The 22780-nt window shown below is 40.0% G+C and carries 16 protein-coding genes and 1 riboswitch; of the genes, 11 read left to right on the top strand and 5 right to left on the bottom strand.

The features are described from left to right. Positions 1-169: 169 nt before the first annotated feature. Entirely contained in the window at positions 170-901 is a 732-nt protein-coding gene (locus HDF25_RS24490) for an RDD family protein (protein WP_184629043.1), read from the bottom strand. 83 nt (positions 902-984) lie between these two features. Here HDF25_RS24490 and HDF25_RS24485 point away from each other — a divergent pair, with 83 nt between their 5' ends. Genes HDF25_RS24485 through HDF25_RS24460 form a run of 6 tightly spaced genes read left to right on the top strand, consistent with a single transcriptional unit; the run spans position 985 to position 7053 of the window. After that, entirely contained in the window at positions 985-1944 is a 960-nt protein-coding gene (locus HDF25_RS24485) for a stage II sporulation protein M (RefSeq protein WP_184629042.1), read from the top strand. After that, positions 1937-2815 carry a hypothetical protein gene (locus HDF25_RS24480; protein WP_184629041.1) on the top strand — a complete coding sequence of 293 codons (879 nt, stop codon included), beginning with the start codon at positions 1937-1939 and terminating at the stop codon, positions 2813-2815. The genes HDF25_RS24485 and HDF25_RS24480 overlap by 8 nt, the downstream gene beginning before the upstream one ends. Beyond that, positions 2781-3539 carry a DUF4129 domain-containing protein gene (locus tag HDF25_RS24475; protein ID WP_184629040.1) on the top strand — a complete coding sequence of 253 codons (759 nt, stop codon included), beginning with the start codon at positions 2781-2783 and terminating at the stop codon, positions 3537-3539. The genes HDF25_RS24480 and HDF25_RS24475 overlap by 35 nt, the downstream gene beginning before the upstream one ends. A 5-nt stretch (positions 3540-3544) precedes the next feature. Next, positions 3545-4714, top strand: a complete 1170-nt coding sequence (locus HDF25_RS24470) for a DUF4350 domain-containing protein (protein ID WP_260409460.1) — start codon at positions 3545-3547, stop codon at positions 4712-4714. Between the two features lie 3 nt (positions 4715-4717). Further along, complete coding sequence (locus tag HDF25_RS24465) at positions 4718-5695, top strand: AAA family ATPase (RefSeq protein ID WP_184629038.1); 978 nt, start codon at positions 4718-4720, stop codon at positions 5693-5695. An 11-nt stretch (positions 5696-5706) separates the two neighbouring features. Next, entirely contained in the window at positions 5707-7053 is a 1347-nt protein-coding gene (locus tag HDF25_RS24460; protein ID WP_184629037.1) for a DUF58 domain-containing protein, read from the top strand. Between the two features lie 3 nt (positions 7054-7056). Here the strand turns inward: HDF25_RS24460 and HDF25_RS24455 are convergent, their stop codons facing one another. Further along, positions 7057-8010, bottom strand: a complete 954-nt coding sequence (locus HDF25_RS24455; protein ID WP_184629036.1) for a GNAT family N-acetyltransferase — start codon at positions 8008-8010, stop codon at positions 7057-7059. A 225-nt stretch (positions 8011-8235) separates the two neighbouring features. Between HDF25_RS24455 and HDF25_RS24450 the strand changes: the two genes are divergently transcribed. After that, on the top strand, positions 8236-9156 hold the full coding sequence (locus HDF25_RS24450) for a universal stress protein (RefSeq protein ID WP_184629035.1): 921 nt from the start codon (positions 8236-8238) through the stop codon (positions 9154-9156). A 65-nt stretch (positions 9157-9221) separates the two neighbouring features. On the opposite strand, the gene HDF25_RS24445 is transcribed toward HDF25_RS24450, so the two are convergent. Both HDF25_RS24445 and HDF25_RS24440 read right to left on the bottom strand, forming a co-directional pair. After that, entirely contained in the window at positions 9222-10682 is a 1461-nt protein-coding gene (locus HDF25_RS24445) for a SusD/RagB family nutrient-binding outer membrane lipoprotein (protein WP_184629034.1), read from the bottom strand. A gap of 7 nt (positions 10683-10689) precedes the next feature. Next, the gene (locus HDF25_RS24440; RefSeq protein ID WP_184629033.1) at positions 10690-13932 is read right to left on the bottom strand and encodes a SusC/RagA family TonB-linked outer membrane protein; all 3243 of its coding nucleotides are present in this window, start codon (positions 13930-13932) and stop codon (positions 10690-10692) included. 394 nt (positions 13933-14326) lie between these two features. After that, positions 14327-14435, top strand: a riboswitch (SAM riboswitch). 317 nt (positions 14436-14752) lie between these two features. Here HDF25_RS24440 and HDF25_RS24435 point away from each other — a divergent pair. The 4 genes from HDF25_RS24435 (at position 14753) to HDF25_RS24420 (ending at position 20391) form a co-directional block, all read left to right on the top strand. Beyond that, positions 14753-17935, top strand: coding sequence for a SusC/RagA family TonB-linked outer membrane protein (locus tag HDF25_RS24435; RefSeq protein WP_184629032.1), 3183 nt, complete (start codon positions 14753-14755; stop codon positions 17933-17935). Between the two features lie 5 nt (positions 17936-17940). Further along, a complete protein-coding gene (locus HDF25_RS24430) occupies positions 17941-19374 on the top strand; it encodes a SusD/RagB family nutrient-binding outer membrane lipoprotein (RefSeq protein ID WP_184629031.1) in 1434 nt (477 codons plus the stop codon). 158 nt (positions 19375-19532) lie between these two features. After that, positions 19533-19937, top strand: coding sequence for a ribonuclease domain-containing protein (locus HDF25_RS24425; protein ID WP_184629030.1), 405 nt, complete (start codon positions 19533-19535; stop codon positions 19935-19937). A 4-nt stretch (positions 19938-19941) separates the two neighbouring features. Beyond that, a complete protein-coding gene (locus HDF25_RS24420; protein ID WP_184629029.1) occupies positions 19942-20391 on the top strand; it encodes a barstar family protein in 450 nt (149 codons plus the stop codon). Positions 20392-20444: 53 nt separating this feature from the next. On the opposite strand, the gene HDF25_RS24415 is transcribed toward HDF25_RS24420, so the two are convergent. After that, positions 20445-22700, bottom strand: coding sequence for a GH92 family glycosyl hydrolase (locus tag HDF25_RS24415; RefSeq protein ID WP_221451016.1), 2256 nt, complete (start codon positions 22698-22700; stop codon positions 20445-20447). Between the last annotated feature and the right edge of the window lie 80 nt (positions 22701-22780).

The raw sequence follows: 22780 nt of genomic DNA, 5'->3' as shown, positions 1-22780 counted from the left end.
AATGTGGCGAGGTTCTGCCTCCTTTCCCTTTCTTGGGATGTTCGTTTTCTATACTCATTTTTCTGCTTTGAAAAACTTTCTTATGTAAACTCAGGCCAGGAACGGACAGTTTAACATAACTCTATTGGACATAAGACATCATCATAGCACTAAAAAGATTTTAAAAGACTTATTGTGCGACAGAAGTAAGTTGGTTATAATCCTTAAGGATCGTATTTAGAAATTCCAGCTGGTTCATTCCTTCAGGCAAACTAACCGAAAGATGCGCAGCTATCTTCGCAGCCATTGCATAAACGAGTTCGTACTGGTTAGTTTTATAATAAGTAGTCAGTACTTCGTGGATCAGTTCTATGTCCTGATCCCGTAACTGGTGGACATTCGTAAAAACAGGGGCATACCCTTCCTCAACAGGTATAAAAGCAATTTGTTCAAAACTTGTTCGTGCTACGGTTTTAATCACTATAGTTCCAGCCACCAGATCACCAATCCTTTGCTTATTCTCAGTCACTGCAACACAAACTAAAGCTCCAACCTGCCCGGTCAGGGAAAAATCTGCCAGACGGAATAACCATCTGATAAAATACTGGCCTATACTTGCCTGGCTACCATCCATACTGATGACCTTAATCTTCATCAGCTTTTTACCAACACTTTGTCCATTGAAAAAAATCTCATAAAGCAGGTTGTAGAAAACATAAGATGCAAATACCAGAGCGAATAACACGATATTAAAAACATCAGCATTACGTGATCCTGTTAAGCTTACAAAAACAATAACCAGTAAAAATAAACCGCCAAACATTACCAGATCTATTAATCTCGCTGATATCCGTTCACCCAGTCCTGCAACCGGATAATCAATAGCTACATGCTGACTTGTATTTACTTTTATCGTTTCCATTCAGTTCAAATATAATATTGATATTTAATTAATTATTGCAAAATCACTTTTTGTAAGTATTTTAACAAAAAAATTGATCCAACATGCGGGAGGCCTTATTCGTTAAACAAAATGCTGAAAAGTGGAAGGCCTATGAACAATCACCCGCAACCAGTCCCGATGAGATTGCAGACCGCTTTATTGAGATCACCAATGATCTTTCTTATGCTAAAACCTTCTATCCAAAGTCTAAAACCACAAGTTATTTAAACGGCCTGGCTTCCCTCCTTCATCAGGCGATTTACAAAAACAAGAAAGAAAATAAAAACCGGTTTATTAATTTCTGGAAGCTGGAATTACCAATCCTATTTTTAACCTATCGTCCACAAATTATATACGCTTTTCTGTTTTTTGTTATTTCTGCCTCTATCGGAGCACTTTCAGCTAAATACGATGATAACTTTATCAGGATGATCATGGGTGACAGTTATGTCAATATGACTAATGAAAATATAGCTAAAGGTGATCCCTTCGGCGTATACAAACAAACCAGTGAAGCGCCGATGTTTTTAATGATCGCCGCCAATAACAGCTATGTAACACTGCTTATGTTTATCAGTGGGATCCTCTGCTCCATCGGTCCTGTCTATTATCTGCTGAAAAACGGAATTATGCTGGGTTCATTTGAATACTACTTTTTCAGCAAGGGCCTTGGACTGGATTCTATACTCGTCATCTGGATTCACGGTACCTTAGAGATTTCAGCAATCATTATTGCCGGGGCGGCCGGCCTGGTACTGGGACACGGGCTGCTTTTCCCCAAAACCTACACTCGTTTTCAATCTTTTAAAAGAAGCGCCAAAGACGGGACCAAGATTGCCCTGGGCCTGATACCAATCATACTCATAGCTGCTTTCTTCGAGGGATTTATTACCCGTCACACAGAAATGCCTGTATGGCTCAGTGTCAGTATCCTGGCTATGTCCCTGATATTTATAATCTGGTATGTCATTCTTTATCCAATAACACTTTCAAAACGCCATCAACCTACTCAAAATGTCTGAAAAACTAGAATTCAAAAAACTCCGCGAGTTCGGGGAAATCATCAACGACACCTTCCGTTTTATCAAAGAGAACTTCAAACCTCTGGTAAAAACTTATATTTATTTCTGTGGGATTTTCCTCCTTGCGGGCATGATCGCTGCAATCATCCAGCAAACTGGTGCACTAAAGGGCATCACATACACTGCATCAAATAATCCATTCGATACAATGAGGTACAAATATGTAACGACAAGTTACGTGTTCGTTATATTCATCTCCCTATTTAGCTATACTGCTATAAATGTATCTATTCTAAGTTTTATAGCCATTTATATCAAAAAAGGAAATATAGCACCAACGTTAGAAGAGGTCTGGGGCTATTTCAAATATTTCTTTTTACGTGTATTTGGCAGTAGCATCGCTATTGGTGCATTTATAATGGTCTGCTTTATCCTATGCCTGGTCCCTGGAATCTATATCTTTCCCGCCGCTTCGTTAATGTTGCCTATTATGATTTTTGAAAATGCCAGCTTAGGTTATTCCTTCAGCCATGCTTTCAAATTGCTTAAGAATCAATGGTGGGTTACTGCCGCGAGTATATTAGTTCTTTGGCTTATTACAATGGCTACCTCTTCATTAGCTTCTTTCCCTTCTATGATGATGATTATGGCTAGTGCTTTCGCACATGGTCCTAAGGCAATCAGTACTACTGTAATTATTATTTCAACAGTTATCCAGTATGTCTGCCAGATTCTGATGATCATACCGATTATCGGTATCTCTTTATGTTATTATAATCTTTCAGAGAGTCAGCACAGCGAAGGCCTGATGGACCGTATTAATAAAATGGGTGAACATGAAGATCCATTCCAGCAAAAAGCAGAATACTAATATGTTTAAATATCTTATTGCTTTTCTCTTTTTATGTCTGACGACACAAGCTTCTCCTGTCCGCAAAGATAAGGTTGTGCCTGCAAAAATTCTTCAGCTTAAAAATGACAGCAGTAAATTACAGCTCAGAAATTTTGATCAGCAGAAGATCAGCTCCTATCGTCAGCAAACTGATTTTCATTATAATCAGCAACTGCCCGGGGCCTCTTTATGGGATAGATTCTGGGCCTGGGTCTGGAGATGGTTCAGCGGTGTTGTAGCTAATGGCTATACTGGCAGCTTTGTTAAATACCTATCCATTGCTGCTTTAACCGCATTGATTATCTATGTGGTTATTAAATTTACAGGAACTGATCTTAGAATTTTTACAGGAAAGTCGAAGTCTGTCAATATTCCCTATACCGAATCAGCTGATAACATTCATGAGATAGATTTTAATGCTGAAATTGAGCATGCTATCGGAAATGCCAATTATAGGTTGGCAGTGAGACTATTGTATTTACGTACACTGAAGAAGCTTCACAACAATAACCTGATTAACTGGCAACCCGAGAAAACCAATCAAACCTATCTCCAGGAGATTACAGATCCATATAAAAGAGAACAATTCAGTTTGCTCACTACGCAATTCGAATATATCTGGTATGGCGAGTTCTTTATTGATCAGGAGAATTTCAGGCAGGTAAAGATTAGTTATGATCAGTTTAATACGGAGAAATTATGAGGGGTATGAGATTATATCTTATCGGAACTGCTACAATATTAATATTATATCTGGTAGCCCAGTATTATAAACCCAAACCAACAGACTGGACACCGAGTTATCACAGAGACGATAAAATTCCTTTCGGGCTCTATATTTTAAATCATGAAAAGGAGAACATCTTTCCTGGCACTTTAGTAACAACATCCAGATTAGCTGTTTATAATACTTTAAAGGACAAAAATTTCAGCAATACAACTTATCTTTTTATTGCTGGAGAATTAAAATTTGACAAACTGGATTATCAGGAACTGGTGAAATTCATGAATAAAGGGAATAATGTATTTATTGCCGCCTTTGATTTAGGTTCTGTACTCAATGACACCCTTAAGCTTGAAACCAATAACGTCTTCAATGCTGGCGATAAACCTGAACGCATCAATTTTGTCAATCCTTTATTAAAATCAGAAGAAGGTTATGTTTTTGACAAGGGCCTGAGCAACCAGTATTTTAGTGGTATCGACTCTTCGAGGTGTACTGTGCTGGGTAAAAACAGCAATGGAGATATTAATTTCGTCAAATATACTTTTGGAAAAGGTGCTTTATATATTTTACCGAATCCGCAGTTATTAACTAATTACAGTTTGCTAAAACCTGCAGGAGCTGATTATGCAGCCAAAGCCCTTTCTTATCTGCCGGCTTCTAAAGAACTGATATGGGACGAAACCTTTACGCTTGGTAAAATCAATAATGATGATATACTCAGCGTCCTTTATAAATATGATCAGCTGCGCTGGGCTTACTATATCTCCATTTTTGGCCTGCTGATATTTGTTATCTATGAAATGAAACGCCGGCAAAGGATTATTCCTATTATCCTGCCTTTGCAAAACACCTCTGCAGATTTCGTTTATGTTGTTGGGAAAGTTTATTACCAGCAACGTGACAACAGTGATATCGCCCAAAAGAAAATCAACTATTTTCTGGATCACATCCGTTTAACCTACAGGTTAAAAACGATACATCCTGATGAGGAATTGATTTCCTCCTTAATTCTGAAATCAGAAGCTGATGAAGAAACCGTCAGACAATTATTTAACTTAATCCATGTCATTGGCACAGGTATTAAAGTCACAGACAGTCAACTTATTGAGCTTAATAAATTAATAGAAAAATTCTACAATCAATCGAAATAAATTATGGAATCTGAAATAGCTAATCAAAGAACGGATCTCACACAGCTTAGCCTTGCCGTAACGCAGATCAGGGAATCAATCGGTCAGATCATCGTCGGCCAGCAGGATACTATCGAATTTCTGATTGCCGGCTTACTGGCTGATGGCCATCTCTTACTGGAGGGTGTTCCGGGAGTAGCTAAAACACTAAGTGCTAAACTAGTAGCAAAAAGTATAAATGCTGTTTTCTCGCGTATTCAGTTTACTCCGGATCTGATGCCCTCAGATGTATTGGGGACATCAGTTTTCGACCCAAGAACTGCGTCTTTCGAATATAAAAAAGGCCCCATTTTCGGTAATATCGTCCTGATCGATGAAATCAACCGTGCTCCTGCCAAAACGCAATCTGCTCTGTTTGAAGCCATGGAAGAAAGACAGATTACAGTAGACGGGCATACTTACGCCCTGGAAGAACCATTCCTGGTGCTGGCTACTCAGAACCCAATCGAACATGAAGGAACTTATCGGTTGCCAGAAGCACAATTAGACAGATTTCTGTTTAAAATTGAGATTAAGTATCCAACCCTCGAAGAAGAAGTTATCATCCTCTCCCGTCAGCATCAGCATAAACTGGAAGATGAGATTAAAGACATTAAAGCTGTTTTAAGTATAGATCAGATTAAAACCTGCCGGGCTACTATTAAAGCACTGCATGTAGAGCCTAAATTAATCGAATATGCGGCGAAAATTGTCCAGGAAACCCGTCATAACAAATCACTCTATCTGGGTGCTTCTCCCCGCGCTTCTTTAGCAATTGTAAATAGTGCAAAAGCAATTGCCGGTATGCAGGGACGTGACTTTGTAACTCCTGAAGATATCATAAAAGTAGCCATTCCTGTCCTTGCACATCGCATTGTACTCAGCCCGGAAAAAGAAATGGAAGGATTGACGACCAGTGATATTGTAACTCAGATTATTCAGAAAATAGAAATCCCAAGGTAAAAGGCAAGATTGTGAAATATTTATTTATCAGATATTACAAAGACCTTTTCCTCGGCAAACGATTATTTGCTGGTTTGGGATTATGCGTCAGCCTGTTTTTATTTACCTTCTTTCTACCCTGGCTGGGCGATCTGCCGTATATCTGTTTTTTCGCCTTGATCATATTGTTTTTTATCGACCTTGTCTTATTATACAGAACCGATAAAGGTGTTTTCCTGAGACGTGATCTGCCCGAAAGGCTCAGTAATGGTGACGAGAATACACTCAGCGTTTATGTCGAGAATTTTTATTCTTTTCCTGTTCAGCTGGGGATTATAGAGGAGATCCCCTTTCAGTTCCAGAAAAGAGACCTCTGGCTGGTCAGCGACCTGAAAGCCGGGATGCATAAAACTATTTCCTATAATCTAAGACCAACTAAAAGGGGAGAATATAAATTTGGTCAGACCAGATTATATGTAAGTTCCCCACTGCGTCTGATCTCCAGAAGATTCAATTTCGGACAAGAGCATACTGTACCCGTGTATCCTTCTTTTCTTCAGCTGCGTAAATACGAGCTGATGGCCATATCTGACAGATTGAGTGAAATAGGTATTAAAAAACTTAGACGTACAGGTCATAGCATGGAATTTGACCAGGTTAAAACTTATACGCAGGGCGATGATTACCGCACGGTGAACTGGAAGGCAACTGCCCGGAAAGGTGATCTGATGGTCAATTCCTTTGTAGAGGAGAAAGCTCAGCATATTTATTCCATCATCGATAAATCCAGATCGATGAAAATGCCCTTTAATGGTCTGAGTTTAATGGACTATGCCATTAATGCCAGCCTGATACTTTCGAATGTAGCGTTATTAAAAGATGATAAAGCCGGATTAATTACCCTGGCAGAAAAAACAGGAAGTGTTGTTCCGGCAGACCGCCGCCCTGGACAATTGGGTAAAATCATGGAAGTCCTGTATAAAGAAAAAACCCTTTACCTGGAAAGTAATATAGAAGCCCTGAATATGACTATCCGCAAGGTTATCAAACAGCGCAGTCTTCTGTTATTTTTTACTAATTTCGAAAGCATGTCTGCGCTCCGCAGGCAGCTCCCTTTTTTAAGACATATAGCCCGGTTTCATTTATTGACAATTGTCTTTTTTGAAAATACTGAAGTGAGCGCGATCAGTGAGACACCTGCAAAAGACGTAGAAGGCATTTACATTAAAACTATTGCAGAAAAGTTAGTTTATGAGAAAAGACTGATGGTGAAAGAACTCGCCAAATACGGAATACTGAGTATACTCACGCCACCAGATCAGTTAACCGTCAATGTAGTTAACCGATATCTGGCAATTAAGGCGCAACAAAAAATCTGATGATTATTTCAGGATAAGTTCCATCTGTATATTACATCGCTCATAAGGTGTAATCCGTCCGGCTACTTTGCTGAAACCTAACTTGTGATATAAATTAATAGCAGGTTTCAGCAAGGTATTACTTTCCAGATAGATCTTCCGGGCGCCAAGGTCTTTTGCCTTTTGTGCGATTGCATTTCCGAGCAGCCAGCCAATACTTTTTCCCTGTACTGCCGGAGAAACAGCCATTTTAGCCAACTCATAATCGTAATCCGGATCATTCATTTTAATTAAAGCACATACCCCAACCGGTTCACCTTTATATAAAGCAACCAGGATATAACCTCCCTTATCCAGGATATAACCCTGGGGATCATCAAGTGCATTATAATCTGCCTGCTCCATCTGAAAATAGCTGGATATCCATTGCTCATTTAAGGCCCTGAACGCTCCCTGATAAGCCGGATTATAATCTACAATACTAACCTGCTGGCTTTCTCTTTCTTTCTTTAACTCCTGTACCCTGCGTAATAAGGTCTTTTGCTCCAGCAGGAACTCCCATTCTTCGATAGCCTGCCATAAATCATTTCTTGTCTGCGCTGTAATATCTGCGATCGCTTTATCCAGATCAATGTACTGATCCTGTATTTTTGCTGTTATTTCATCGCCTTTTGCCGAAAGGCTGACCATATTTCTTCTGCCATCAGCTTCGTCTTTCTCTTCTTTGACTATCCCGTCCTTTACCATCTCACTGATAATTTTACTTACAGAAGGATGAGAATGCCCGATTTCTTTAGCTATTGCAGTGATGGTTTTGGCCTCACCCTGTGACAGTACATAAAATACAGGGAACCACTTAGGCTGCATATCAATGTCATAATATTTATAAATCTGAGCAGCATCTTCTGTTATTTTTTCGGTTAACATCCGCAACCTGCTGCCTAACGCTTTTTTACCTACCTGATTGAAAAACTCCATATACATTTAACTACGTAACTGATTACGTAAATATATGTATATTTTTATTGAAGCAAAGGATTCTTTGAAAAAAGATCTTTTGAGTGATATATATCATGCCGTAACATGATGTATATCACAGCTTAAACAAGCGTTTCTTCTGAACTTTATAGCATAGACTTAAATAATCACTGATTTGAATCATCAAAGGCTCAATCTGACAAAAGAAAACAATAAATAAATAAGATGAAAACAATAGCTGTATTAACCGATTTTTCAAAAAGAGCAGAAAATGCTGCCAGGTATGCGCTACACCTTGCACAACAACTGAAAGCCAATATAATTCTTTACAACTCTTTTTTGGTTCCTGCCGGAGAGCCATTGGCGGGTCAGGTTTACTGGTCAATGGAAGATTTTAATGCCCTGCAAGAAGACAGTGAACAGGAACTGAATTTACTGGCAAGCCGGTTAAAGGAAGAATTAACGACCTTACCAGTCAATGCTTTCAAACCTGCTATTCATTGTCAATGTCAGGAAGGCCCACTCTATATGCACCTGAATAAGCTGTTAGCGAATAAGGACATCATCATGCTGGTAATGGGTACGCATAGAAAGGGTTTGTCTTCTCTGATTATGGGAAACCATATGCGCGATATTATAGGCAACACCTCACTACCCGTCCTGGTTATCCCTGAAAATCACCATTTTAAAAATATAGATAAAATTATTTTTGCAACAGACATGAGTGAAACTGATCTGGAGGTACTTCACGCACTGACTCAAATGGCAAAACCTTCCCATGCAGAGATCACACTGGCTCATATCCAGAGTCCGGAAATAACAGAAAAAGAAACAAAAAAACTAACCTGGAATTTCCTCGAAGAGGTAGCCAATAAAATAAACTATGGTAAAATTTACTACCGGGAGGTCAAAAAAACACCAATCAAAGAAGGGCTGAAATGGTTGAGCAGCAACGTCACCTGTAGTTTATTTGTAATGGTTCATCGCCATAAAAGTTTCCTGGAACAGCTTTTTAACATCAGCAACACACAAAAGATGGCTGCAAACACAAATTTACCCCTATTGATCTATCCATCCCTGCCTGTTTCCGGTACAAGCAGTGAAATGGCTACCCAGGAAAACAGGATTGCATCAGTCATTATTTAACTCTAAAATTTTTACAAATAAAAAAGGGAGGCATAAGCCTCCCTTTTTTATCAATTATCAGGGTACTATTTAACGTCCCAGAATAGTTTCGTGGTGACTAAATCACCTCCGATAGCAGCAGCGGCGGCAGCTCTTGATGCTCCATTCAAGGTTTGTTCATTAATCGGATAAATTATTCTTAGCGGGATAGTCAGACCATCCGGAGCAGATTGACCAGCAGGTGCATTTGCTGTGCTTGGTGGCGACAATTTAGGAAAATCCAAACGTCTCCATTCTGTCCAGCTTTCATATCCTCTGTTATATAAGGCTATCCATTTCTGATTTCCAATTACTTCTCTGAAATCTGTTGAAGCTGTAGCATAAGCTACATCTGGACGGGCAAGATAAGTTGCAGCCTGTGCAGCTGTTCCACCCCAGTAAATAATAGATGCTGTAACAGCGTTATTATAATGACCCGCGGCCGTACCCGGTACATTAAAACCTCTTGCAGCAGCTTCAGCCAGGGCAAACTCAGTCTCAGGATAATCCAGTAATAAGGCTTCAAAATCAAAAGATTTGATTTTAGCCGTCATGGTAGAATAATTTGCATAGGAATTGGTAAACCCGTAATAACCACCCACGTATTTACCATTAGCAGCTAAAGTAAAGTAGCCAGGAAGACGTGGATCATTTAAGGCATTTAATTTATCAATGAATGCAGATGCACCAACATAATCTGTTCTTGTAGTTAAAGCGGCATTGGCATTGGTAGAAATCGGATTGTTATTCGGTGGACTAGCTATATAAGGAAACTTTGCATTATCCGCAGCACTTGCCAGTACATTTGACGCAGCCGATTCAATCGTAGTCCTGGCTTTTGCAGGATCCTTATCTGCCAGGATCAATCCCAATCTTAATTTCAGAGAGTTTCCTAATTTGATCCATTTTGCAGGATCACCTCCATAGAATAAATCTGCAGTTCCATAACCGGCAGCCGTAGTTTTTAACTTTCCGATTGCCGCGTCCAGACGTACCAGCAGATCGCTGTAAATAGTGGCAGCGTCATCATATTTTGGCTGAACATTAGAAATATCTATGGCCTGAGAATAAGGAACATTTCCAAAAGTATTAACCAATGTTGACCAGGCCATAATCTCCAGAATTTCGGCTTCAGCGGTCTGATTTGCCTTCACATCTGCATTTGTAACATTATCAGCAGCGATGATACGCTTAGACTCTTTCAGATCAGTGATTACATCTTTATACAAAGCCGACCAGAATGACTGAGGAATCGTTCTTGCAGTCAGGTTATATCTTGGCTCATCCAGATACTCAGTACTTGTCCAGTATTGCACATAAAAACGGAATACATTGGTATTCACACTAGGCGTTGTCATTACATCTGCAAAACTCTTCTGAGCAGCCGTAAATAATGTTGGTGCAGGAACAACTGTTGCATTCTTCTGGTCAACGTTGTATCCATCCATATTTTTAGCACAAGAGCTTAAAAATGCCGCCGCGACTAAAATAATATATATTTTTTTCATAATCTGCTTATAATTTAAATCTAACATTGAATCCTACAGTTCTTACTGCCGGGTAAGAAGCACTTTGATAACCTTGTACGTTACCAGCACTCAAACCGTCCTCAGGATCTGCAAAAGGAACATTTTTATGAATGATCCAAAGGTTACGGCCAATCAGGGAAACATCAATACCTTTGAAAGCACGTAGTTTATTAACCCATTTTGCAGGTAAAGAATAATTCAGGGCTACCTCCCTTAATTTGATATAACCAGCATCATAGATTACTGACGCCCGTGGAGGATTGTTAGGGTAACCATATGGTGAACCACCTGAAGTTGACATATCGATACGTTTAGTATTTGGTGTACCATCAGCTAAAACTCCTGGCAGAATAACTCCACCACCATTAGCTATTGTATTTCTTACCGGGTTACCTAAATCATTAGTCCCAACAGTATTAGGATATAATCCTGTTCCTTGTCCGTACCATTGATCCAGTGACCAAAGATCTCCACCTTTACGGATATCTATCAGGAAGTTCAGGGAAACATTTTTATACTTGAACGTATTTCCAATTCCTCCCATCCATTTGGCATTCGGATCACCAATAATTTCGGCTGAACTTGCAGTGGCTGCATAATAACCGCTTGCATTCACTACTTTCTGTCCGTCTTGATACACATAATTTGTTCCACGGATAATACCATAAGGCTGACCTACGGCAGCATTCGAAGAAACTCCTCCCTGTAAAGTAAGCGGACTTAACTCGATGTTACTTACTCCCTGGTACAGCGAAATAACTTTATTACGGTTACGTGTCCAGTTTATATTCATTGTCCATGAAAAATCCCTCGTTTTAACAGGAACTATAAAAGCAGAGACCTCAACACCTTGATTCTGCACTTCACCTGCATTCACATATAGCTTTGAATAACCACTGGCAGTAGTCACTGATACCGGGGTAATCTGATCAACAGTATTTGTTTTATAGAAAGTCAGATCAAATCCTATACGGCTATTCAAAAAGGCTGCCTCCAGACCAGCTTCGATACTTCTGGTTTGTTCAGGTTTCAGGTTCGAATTATTTTTAGTATCTGGTATAGAAAACATGGGTATAGAACCAAATGCTGTAGGTTTCGCATAGGTATCATAAATACTTAAAGGAGGGGCATCGTTACCTACCTGAGCATAGTTTAGTCTCACCTTACCATAAGATAACCAATGCAAGTCCTTTAATACATTCGAGAATACAAAACTTCCCGCAACTGAAGGATACCAATAGGCATTTTTATTCGAAGGAAGCGTAGTAGACTGATCTCTACGGATTGTAGCATCTAGAAACACTAAATCTTTATACCCGAAGGTAGTACTGGCAAAATAACCGTCTACTGCTCTTCTTTCATAAGATTCAACCGGTGCCACAATAGGGCTTATTGAATTTGATAAAGAATATAAGCCCGGAACAACCAAACCGCCATTTGTAGTTGCAGAGATTCTTGTCAGTCTGCTACGCCTTAAGTTTGCGCCTAATAATCCTTTGAAAGAAAAATCTTCAGTGATCTTCTTGTTAAAGTTCATCAACAGGTCAAAGTTGGTTTCTGCGAAAGTTCCATTGGAGCGGGTATAAGCCGGAATAGCAGTACTTCCAACAGCAATATGCTCTTCCTGCATATCCGAAGTGCCATCATAAGATACGCGGCCGATCACATCAAACCAGTCATTCACTTTATAGTTTAACCCTGCATTACCAAAATAGTGGTCTCTAGTATCACTGGAGACATTTTGATAACGGTTAAAATAAGGGTTATCTGCATAAATAGGTTTTGTACCGGTTGCATCACCCCAGTTCCAGCTTATGTTTTTCTGATTTCTGTCATAAGCTTGTTTGAGCTCTTTGATGTCAGCGCCAACATTCCACCATTGACGGAAGCCCTGGTTAGGGTTTAATCCACTGTATCCTGTACCATAACGACCAAGACCATCAATCTTAGAGTAATTTACAGCAGCATTAACTGTCAGGTTCTTTGCGATGTCATAGGTTGCACCAAAATTAAACAGGTTTTTAGTGATCTTACTGTTAGGTAAAACTCCTTTTTCATCATTTCTGGTGTAGCCAATTTTAAAGGTGCCTTTATCTCCGCCACCGTCAATACTCACACTCTGGTTTGAGGTAACAGCAGTCTGATAAAAGGTTGAAGGATCATTAGCGGCAGCAACCCATGGAGTTGCAGTTTTATAATTCGGAGAAAATGGGTCTAATGCTGACCATTGATAAATCAATAAATTCGGGTCAAATCTTGGACCATAGGAAGCATCAGAACTAAATTGTGGTGTCATGACATTTCCATTTCCAAAAACATTTCTGTACCAGAAACCAGGTGTTGGAACCGTATTACCCGGTCCATCCGTAGCCGGAGAAGTATAACCCTGTCCATATTCCTTCTGATATTTGGCGAAAGTAGATTTATCGATTTTACCAAAGGTCACACCACTGTTCACAGTAATGTTCGTACCGTTTTTACTTCCTTTTTTTGTTGTGATGATGATTACACCATTTGCAGCCCTTGACCCGTACAATGCTGTAGCAGCTGCACCTTTCAGTACAGTCATTGAAGCCACATCATCCGGGTTAATATCCGATGCAGCATTTCCATAATCATAACCAGCACGACCTGTATTCTGATTGACCGTATTTGCACTCGCATTACTTACCGGAACTCCGTCAATGACAAACAAAGCCTGGTTATTTCCACTGATTGATTTCGAACCACGGATAACCACATTGGTAGATCCACCCATGGCGTTGCTCCTTTTGATATCCAGACCAGCTACTTTACCACCCAGTGAATTGACCACGTTAATATCGCGTGTTCTGGTAAGATCTTCAGCTTTTACTTCCTGAGCAGCAAAAGGCAGCTCATTCTTTTTTCTTGAAATTCCCATTGCAGTTACCACAACCTGATCCAGTTGTTTTGAATCTTCTGATAATGCAACATTAATAACGTTGGAGGAAGGAATCGTTACAGTTTGTTCGGCGTAACCAATGTAGGAAATGGCTACTAAGGTTGCACTACCGGGAACTACAATGGAGAATTTTCCATTAGCAGTGGTCATAGCTCCCTGTTTTGCACCTTTCACACGAATTGTAACTCCCGGGAGTGGCAGCCCGTCGGTTTTCGAGGTTATTGTCCCCGTTACTGTCTTGTCCTGTGCATTTGCCTGTATAGCAAACAGCAGAAAGACGAAGAAAGATAGTAATCTTCTTTTCATAATTTTTTTGGTTTAGTTAGTTGATTGATTCACAAGGTAAAAGATTTTAGCATTCAAAAAAAATAATCTCGCTATTTTTTTAGCAGAAAAGTTACACAACATGTGCAAAAAAAAACAGGTGTTATATTCGTCTCAACAGACTATAATTATTAAATCAATCGGAAACCAGTAAAAACAGCAGTTTTATAAATACTGCTCAAAATATATCACCAAAAAGAGAATTATTTTTACTCCATTATGATCTGCGAATTTATTTTTTGCAGCCTCAAATCGCCCCCGGTCGGGCTCCTCTTTTGTCTGAGAAATCTCAGAAAAAAAGTTAAATATTATAAATACTATAGATTTAGTAGTTTATTTATATATTTGCCAGACAATTAGCACAGTTCATTGATTTTACTTATCCAGAAAGACCGAGGGAAAGGCCCTATGAAGTCTTAGCAACCTATACATCCCAAATGTAAAAGGTGCTAACTCCTATCCACGTTAAGCGGAAAAGATAAGTGACAGATATACCCCAAATGCGGTTTGCTGTCATCTGTTTCCTCTATTATTTCTGAATAAATAACCCTTCAAAGAATCAGCCAGATAAATTGACAGATAAACTAAACGCAACAATTATATATTTCGATGAAAACACGCACCACTAAATCAATTAAGCAACGACTAAACATTTTACATCTTCAACTGATGCAATCTTACAGCATTACCCCTCCGATGCAAACAGCATACTGTTGCTAAAACATCCCCAAAGCCGAATCAGACCGGCAAAACAAACACACCAATTTTTTAATCTGGAATAACATTCCGCCAATAATTAAATATGTATAAAACTTACAAATATTTATTTGGGATAATACTATCCTTTATAATCGTGCAGACTGTTGCTGCACAATCCACCAAAATCACCGGAGTAGTGACCGAGAAATCAACCGGCTTACCTCTTCCTGGGGCAAGTGTCTCTGTAAAAGGAACAAACATTGTCACCCAGACAGACGGCAAAGGAAAGTTCAGTATCAGTGCTGCGCCGGACAATATCCTCCGGGTTGCCTCAATAGGATACAAGAACCAGGAAATCAGGATCACTACAACCACTACCCCTCTGAATATACAGCTGGAAGAATCCGCCAACGAATTGAGTGAGATAGTCGTTACAGCACTCAATATCCCTAAAGAGAAAAAATCATTGGGTTACGCGGTTCAGGAATTAAAATCAAAAGATATTTCCGAAGCCAAAGAAACCAACCTGATCAATGCACTCTCCGGTAAAGTAGCAGGTGTACAAATTACCAACAGCCAGGGCGACATGGGTTCTTCCAGAATCATTATCAGAGGAGAAACTTCTATTTCAGGTAACAATCAGCCTTTGTTTGTAATTGATGGGGTCCCTGTTGACAATACGCAGAATTTAGGTGTTGGCGGATCGAGAGATTTTGCCAATACAATTTCTGATATCAATTCAGAAGATATAGAATCAATGAGTGTTCTTAAAGGGCCAAATGCCGCAGCATTATATGGTTCACGAGCTGCTGCCGGTGTAGTATTAATCACCACTAAAAAAGGTAAAAACCAACAGGGTTTAGGCATTACTGTCAATTCAAACACTACATTTTCAACATTACTGACCATTCCATCCTACCAGAATTCTTATGGACAGGGCGCAAACGGGCAATTCAGCTATGTAGATGGTAAAGGCGGAGGCATCAATGACGGGGTCGATGAAAGCTGGGGCCCAAGATTAGACGGCCGCCTGATCCCTCAGTTCAATTCTAATGGAACACCAGTTCCGTTTATTGCACATCCAAACAATGTACGCGACTTCTTCAATACTGGACACACCTTAAATAATGGGATAGCCATTTCCGGCTCAGGAGAAAAATATGATCTGCGTTTCTCCTATAACAACCTTGATCAGACAGGAGTTATTCCAAATTCTTCACAATCAAAAAATTCATTTTTACTGAACGCCACCTACAAAATAACCCCAAAACTAACTTTCAGTGCATTAGCTAATTATGTGAATAGCAGCGCAGCGAATTTACCAGGCTCTGGAGGTAAAAGAGCAAGCAGCACTATGCTTCAGTTTACCTGGTTTGGCCGTCAGGTTGACGTAAGTCAGTTAAAGACTTATAAAGATGCTAATGGTAATAACATCAACTGGAATAACAGTTATTACAGTAATCCTTATTTTATTGCTTATGAAAACACTGTAGGTCAGGTTCGTAACCGGCTGATTGGGAATGTAGAATTAAACTATAAAATAATTGACGGTTTATCTGCAAATTTCAGAACAGGAAGTGACTATTACACAGACCGCAGAAAGATCAGAATCGCTTACGGTACAAACGGTACGCCATTCGGTTCTTATGAAGAAGATGCCTATACCTTTAATGAGAATAATACAGAAGCGCGCCTGAACTATACTAAAAAACTAAATGAAGATTTCAATTTAGACCTTTTACTAGGTGGTAATATCCGTACTACAACCTTAGAAAACAATGACCAGAAAGCTCCTAAATTAGCTGTTAACGGACTTTATACTTTAAGCAACTCACGTGACCCACTGATCTCATCCAACCTTTACAGCAAACAAAAGGTGTATAGTACCTATGGTTCGGCACAGCTAGGTTTCAGGAATTACGCCTACTTAAATTTAACAGCAAGAAATGACTGGTCCTCTACCCTGCCTACACAAAACCGGTCGTATTTTTATCCCTCAGTCAATGCAAGTTTAATCCTTACTGAAGCATTTGAGATTAAGAGCGATGTCTTAAATTTCGCAAAATTACGTGGCGGCTGGTCACAAGTAGGTAAAGATGCATTACCCTATTATTTATTCAATACTTTCGGTTTCACTGCACCATTTGATGGTAATCCACAGCAGAATCTGAATGAAATAGACCTGAATCCTAATTTAAAACCAGAGACAACTAAATCTACTGAAGCTGGTTTTGAACTGGGCCTGTTCAAAAACAGAGTACGTTTTGATTTCAGTTTATACAATACAAACAGTATCAACCAGATCCTGAGTCTGGACGTTAGCCCAACAACTGGTTTTAATAAAAAACTGGTTAACGGAGGTACAATTAATAACAAAGGACTTGAAGCCCAGTTAGGACTGACACCAATTAAAACAAAAGATTTTACCTGGGACATCAATGTTAATTATTCGATGAACCGCAGTAAAGTAAAATCACTTTACCAGAACCTGCAAAGTTATCAGCTCGGATCTGACGGCTCAGTGCAAATATTAGCTGCAGTCGGACAGCCTTACGGTACTATTTTCGGTACAGCCTACCAGAGAAATGCAGCAGGAGATATTATTGTCGGTGCAGATGGTACTCCGCAGATTAGTCCGACTAAAAAAATCCTCGGTAAATATACTCCTGACTGGTTAGGTGGCATTACCAACAGCTTTACTTACAAAAGATTTAATTTAAGTGTGCTTATTGATGCCCATATCGGCGGTAAAATTTACTCCGCCACCAACAGTACCGGGACTTATACCGGCGTATTAGCCTCTACCCTTCCAGGTCGTGGTGCTGAAAATGGTGGATTAAGCTATTACTATCCAAACAATAACAATTCGGGTAAAGCAGTCCAGCTGGCTTCAGGGGTTTCGGCTCCCGCAGGTGCCGTAGTACATGATGACGGAATGATTTTTAAAGGTTCAAATGCTGACGGGACCCCAAACAACACCATCATCCCGGCATCTCAATATTATAAATCATTGAATAATATAGATGAAGCCTTTGTTTACAGCGCTACCTATATCAAACTAAGAGAAATTAAATTAGGTTACACTTTACCTTCAAACTGGATTAAATCCGTTGGTCTCCAAAGTGCGACAGTTTCATTAGTTGGCAGAAATCTGCTGATCATTCATAAAAATGTTCCAAACATAGACCCGGAATCAGCTTTCAATACCGGTAATGGACAAGGACTCGAAGACCTGGGTCTGCCAACTGTACGTACCGTTGGTTTCAATCTTAATTTTAAATTCTAACAGACATGAAAACTATATATATATCCCTTTTACTGTCAGGCTTCTTGCTTACCTCAGTGACTTCCTGCAAAAAAGCATTGGACTCGGCCAATGTAAACCCCAATTCCTCGGAATCAGCCCAACCTGATTTCTTATTGACAGCAGCGATTAAAAATACTTCAGACACTTACTGGGGTACTACCAATAATATGAACTCCAGTCTGCTTTTTGTACAGCACTGGGCAAAGATTCAGTATACAGATCCAGACAGGTATATTTTCACCAATACCAGTTTTCAGGAATTATGGACAACTGGATACCGTACCGGTATTGTCAACCTGAACCAGCTGATTAAACTGGCAGATGCCCAGGGAAATCCAAACTACAAAGGTGTGGCCCTGGTTCTCCGCTCCTGGATATTTACCCTGGAGACAGATGCTTATGGTGATGTCCCTTACACACAGGCAGGGGATATCAGTAAATATCTCACACCGAAATACGATGCACAAAGAGATGTTTATCTGGGCGTGCTCAATGATTTAAAGACCGCACAAGCCAGTCTGGATCCGTCAGGAAAAGCAATTTCAGGAGATGTTATCTATGCCAATTCTATCCCCTTATGGAAAAAATTCGCCAATTCTCTGCGTTTGAGAATCGCCCTGCGTATTGCAGACCGTGAACCAGATCTTGCCAGACAGGTTATTGCTGCTATTCAGGCCGAAGGAGGTACTTATATTAATGCTAATTCAGAAATTGCGCAACTCAATTATAAAGCTTCTCCGAATCAGAATCCGATAAGCAATCTGTTTGATACCCGTGATGATTATCGGGTCAGCAAAACCATCGTTGACCGCCTGACTGCCTTAAATGATCCACGCCTACCTGTATATGTCAGTAAGGCTGCTGCAACACAGCTTTACACGGGGGTACCCAATGGTTTATTAACTGCCGATGCTTCGGCTCTTGGATTAACCCGTACATCAAAACCAGGTACCTATTTCCTTGCACCGACGGCTCCGGCGGTAATTATCAGTTATGCTGAGATATTATTTGACCGTGCAGAAGCTGCTGCCAGAGGATTTACCAATGAAGACCCGGCTTCACTTTATAACCAGGCAATAGAAGCATCACTGACACAATACGGGGTTTCTGCTGCTGACATAGCCACCTATAAAGCAAGACCAGATGTTCAGTATGATGCTTCAAACTACAAGAAATCAATCGGTAATCAGAAATGGATTGCTTTATTCGGGCAGGGATTGGAAGCCTTCGCCGAATGGAGAAGATTGGACTATCCTGTACTAACCCCCGCAGTTGCAGGTTCACTGAATGGTCAGATACCTGTAAGATTTATTTACCCGGGTACAGAGCAGTCACTCAACCCTGATAGTTACCAGGCTGCAGTTGCACACCAGGGAACAGATGCACTGACAACTAAACTTTGGTTTGACGTTAATTAATTTCCAATTACAATATCTTTCTATAAAATTTACAGAAAGATATTGTAATTATCATTTTATTAAATCCTCAGAATCATTTAAATTTATCATTTAAATCCCTGATCTTTAGGGAGACCGTTTACTATTGATCTGAAATTTAACTGACAAAAATGAAACACATGAGAATTCTGATCACGCTGATAACCTGCTGTATTCTATTTTTCTCGTGTAGGGAAAGTCAGTCTTCGACGACTCAGACACTGAGTAAAGTACAGGATAAAACTGTTACACCTGCCTCCACTGATACCGATGCCGAAGACAATGCAAAAGTGGCGGGTGTCCCCCGGAAAGCCTATACAGTGGCTTCCTATGTGGAAAAGAATGGCAGGGCCCCCAAAGGATATGCCGGAGGGACATTATTTCAGAACCGGGAGAAACGTTTACCACAGACGACAAATTACAAGGAGTATGATATTAACCCAAAAGTCAGAGGCCGGAACAGAGGGGCTGAGCGCATTATAATCAGCTTTGATGGCAGCCGCTATTACACCGGGGATCATTATAAAACATTTATAAAATTTTAAAGATATGAACGGATTTTGCCTGTTTGAAGCTGGAAAAGAGAAGGATCTGCTTAAAGAAGATACGCGTATTGTACGGATAGAGGGCCGCGAAATTGTCACTGTGGATGAATTTATTCATGAAATGGCTAAACAGCTCGAGTTTCCGGATTATTACAGCAATAACCTTGATTCACTGGAAGAATTATTAAATGATTTAAGCTGGCTGGACTATTCGAGGTTTGCCATTATCATCCGCAATTACACCTTTTTCTTATGTGAAGAAAAAGATCTTATCCGTAAAAACAACCTGATAGCGCTGCTCAATGATGTCGCTGAACAATGGGATAATGTACCTAATTACCCTGGCGAAGAAGACTTCAGAAATAAAGCAGCTTTTAACATTTTTATTGAAAAGGGGAAAGCAGCTATTGCTGAACTGGAAAGCTTAAAGATCAGTTACAACGAACTTAAATAAAAAGGGGTTGCTTTCTATTGAAAAGCAACCCCTTTTTTAATGATCTTCAGCTTTTATTTAGCTCCGGACGAATGAGGCCTGTCTGCTTCACTCACTCCCCAGGTCGGAGAAGGTTCAGGTCCCATATACAAGGTCAACTCTCCACCCGCTATAATAGCAGCATGTCTTAAATATCCCTTGGTATAAGGCTGACCATTTAACACGGCCTTTTGGATATATTTATTTTTAGGACCGTTACCGATTACCTTAATCTCAAATTTTTGAGCTCCCGGAATATGAATAACCGCACCATCCACTAAAGGAGAGCCAAATACATACTCGCCGTTTACAGGATTAACCGGGTAAAAACCCAATGCAGAAAACACATACCACGAAGACATCTGACCCAGATCTTCATTTCCACAAAGCCCGTCAGGTTTAGATGTATAAAGAGAATCTGTAATCTGGCGTACTACCTGCGCAGTTTTCCATGGTTTCCCGGCATAAGCATACAGATAAGGCGTATGATGATTAGGTTCGTTACCCTGCGCATACTGTCCGATCAGACCACTGATATCTGGTGACCCGCCTTTTTCCATCACAGAACTGATGCTGAATAAAGAATCCAGTTTTTTGGTAAAACCAGCTTCTCCACCGAATAAATGAATCAATCCTTCAGGATCCTGTGGAACCAGCCACGTATATTGCCAGGCATTCCCTTCAGTATAATCGTCTTCACGATGTTTAGAAGCTACGGGATCAAAAGGTTTACGCCAGCTGCCATCAGCCAGTTTACCACGCATAAACTGCACCTGAGGATCAAAGTATTCTGCATATAGTTTAGCTCTTTTACTAAAATACACGTAATCCTCTTCCTTGTGCATTGCTTTTGCCATACGGGCGATACACCAGTCGTCAATAGCATACTCCAGTCCTTTGGCAACTGCCTCACCCACTTTATCAGCCGGTATATATTTTAATTGCTGTATATATTCTATTCCATCCTCTTTCTGCATAGCAGAATGTCTGATAGCCTCATAAGCAAGTTCAGTATCATAATTCCTGAAACCCTTCAGGTAAGCATCCACGATAATAGGTACCGCATGATAGCCGATCATTGTATTGGTTTCATTACCCATCAGGTGCCATACAGGTAATTTCCCCTGCTGTTTATAAATAGCCAGGAATGTATTGATAATGTCCGATACTTTATCTGGATGAACGATAGTATACAGTGGATGAAAAGCCCTGTAAGTATCCCATAAAGAGAAGGTAGTATAATTATCAAATCCCGATTTGTGATAGACTTTTTTATCAGTACCGCGATAATCCCCGTTTGCATCATTGAATAAAGAAGGTGCAATCATCGTGTGATAAAGCGCAGTATAAAATACCTTTTTGGTATCATCGCTCCCCTGGATCTGAATTTTAGACAGTTCTTTATTCCATTTCGCATCCGCTGCTGCTGCTACTTTATTAAAATCCCATGCCGGAATTTCGGTAGCGATGTTTGCCAGCGCATTCTCATAACTTACCGGCGAGATCCCCACTTTCATTTGCAGAACATTTTTCTCAATCGTTTTGAAGTTCAGGACAGCCTTCATCTTTAACCCTTTTCCTTCAGTACCCGAAGCTACCTTCGTGCTGTCATAAAGCGACATACTACTTAATGGTTGTGATAACTTAACAGCGAAGTATAAACGCTGATCTTTTGCCCAGCCACTAGACAAACGATAACCTACCAAAGTAGTACTGTTTACCTGTTTGATATAAGTTTCTACAGGTTTATCCCAGCCGATACCATCAGCCAGATCCAGCATTACATGCGGGTTATCTTGTTTTGGGGCAAAAGTATAACGATGAAAACCAACTCTTTCTGAAGCAGTAAGTTCAGCTTTAATTTTATATTTATCCAGAACAACGCTATAGTATCCTGCTTTACTTACCTCATTCGCATGAGAAAAAGTGGACAGATATCCATTTTCCGGATCAGTTTTAGTCCCTTTATTTAATTGTAGTTTACCTGTAGCTGGCATCACCAGCACATCATTCAGGTCACCAATTCCGGTACCGCTTAAATGCGTATGGGTAAAACCTACAATGGTATTACTGGAATAATGGTATCCGCTGCACCAGTCCCAGCCTTCAAAAACATTTGTCGGCCCTAATTGAACTGCACCAAAAGGTACATTAGCACCAACAAAAACATGCCCGTGTGCATCCGATCCGATTATCGGATCTACATACTGGCTTAATTTATTCTGCGCGCTCAGACTAAAACTAAAAATGAAACTGCAAATAAAGACCAGACCCGTTGTTTTTCTATTCATTTTACTCATATAATTTGTAAAAATAAAAAAACACCGGTCTTTTTACGCCTAAAATGGCAATAAAAGACCGGTGTGTATGT

Origin of the sequence: Pedobacter cryoconitis (assembly GCF_014207135.1) — a bacterium.
GTDB lineage: Bacteria > Bacteroidota > Bacteroidia > Sphingobacteriales > Sphingobacteriaceae > Pedobacter > Pedobacter cryoconitis_D.
This window is presented reverse-complemented; position numbering and strand designations above follow the sequence as displayed.